Here is a 1022-nt window from a genome sequence, read left to right as displayed (position 1 = left end):
CGTTCGCCACCACCGACCCCGAGTTCTACAAGTGGACGCAGTGGATCTTCCTGCGCATCTACAACGCCTGGTACGACCCGGCCGCGAACAAGGCTCGGCCCATCACCGACCTGGCGGCCGAATTCTCCGCGGGCACCCGCGACACCCCGGACGGCCGGGCCTGGGCGGAGCTGACCGCCGCCGAACGCGGTGCGGTGCTGGACTCGTATCGCCTGGTGTACCAGTCGGATTCGATGGTCAACTGGTGCCCGGGGCTGGGTACGGTGCTGGCCAACGAGGAGGTCACCGCCGACGGCCGCAGTGAGCGTGGCAACTTCCCGGTGTTCCGGAAACGCCTGCGGCAGTGGATGATGCGCATCACCGCCTATTCCGACCGCCTGGTCGACGATCTGGATCTGCTGGACTGGCCCGACAATGTGAAGGCCATGCAGCGCAATTGGATCGGGCGTTCGCGCGGCGCGCAGGTTTCGTTCGGCGACGACATCGAGGTCTTCACCACCCGGCCGGACACGCTGATTGCCATCCGATCCTGTTCCTGCGCATGGCCGATCGACTCAAAGCCGGCGCGAAACTGATCGTCGTGGATCCGCGTCGCACCGAGACCGCCGCCCGCGCGGATCTGTTCCTGCAAATCGCGCCCGGCACGGATCTGGCGTTGCTGAACGGGCTGCTGCATCTTCTCGTCGAGAACGGGGATATCGACTCCGAATTCATCGCCGCGCACACCGAGGGCTGGGCGGCGATGCCGGAATTCCTCGCCGACTATCCCCCGGCCCGGGTCGCCGAGATCACCGGACTGGCCGAAGCAGATATTCGTACCGCCGCCGGCTGGATCGGCGCGGCCGGTGAATGGACCAGCCTGTCCGGATTGTGGATGTCGTCGATGACCTGGCGCAGCTGGCCCTCGATCCGGTCGGACACCTCACTGAACGTGCTGTAGGAGACCTTGTCCGGCGGCAGCTGATAGGTCCGCAGCCAGGTGCCGTTGACATTGCGGTACAGATCGTCCTGCGGGCGCACCG

The 1022-nt window shown here is 66.1% G+C and carries 1 protein-coding gene and 2 pseudogenes; 2 read left to right on the top strand and 1 reads right to left on the bottom strand.

Annotated features, from left to right (window positions below):
- Both AB0C20_RS36405 and AB0C20_RS36400 read left to right on the top strand, forming a co-directional pair.
- Window positions 1-515, top strand: a pseudogene (locus AB0C20_RS36405) (leucine--tRNA ligase); the annotation flags it as partial.
- A gap of 26 nt (window positions 516-541) precedes the next feature.
- A pseudogene (locus AB0C20_RS36400) lies at window positions 542-655 on the top strand (hypothetical protein); the annotation flags it as partial.
- Window positions 656-762: 107 nt separating this feature from the next.
- On the opposite strand, the gene AB0C20_RS36395 reads toward AB0C20_RS36400, so the two are convergent.
- Window positions 763-1020 (bottom strand): hypothetical protein, encoded by a 258-nt coding sequence (locus tag AB0C20_RS36395; protein WP_357569745.1) that lies wholly within the window; start codon window positions 1018-1020, stop codon window positions 763-765.
- Window positions 1021-1022 lie beyond the last annotated feature (2 nt).

Origin of the sequence: Micromonospora sp. NPDC048843 (genome assembly GCF_040649965.1) — a bacterium.
Lineage (GTDB): Bacteria > Actinomycetota > Actinomycetes > Mycobacteriales > Micromonosporaceae > Micromonospora > Micromonospora hortensis.
The sequence above is the reverse complement of the archived record's forward strand: the minus strand, read 5'-3'. Positions and strand labels throughout refer to the sequence as shown.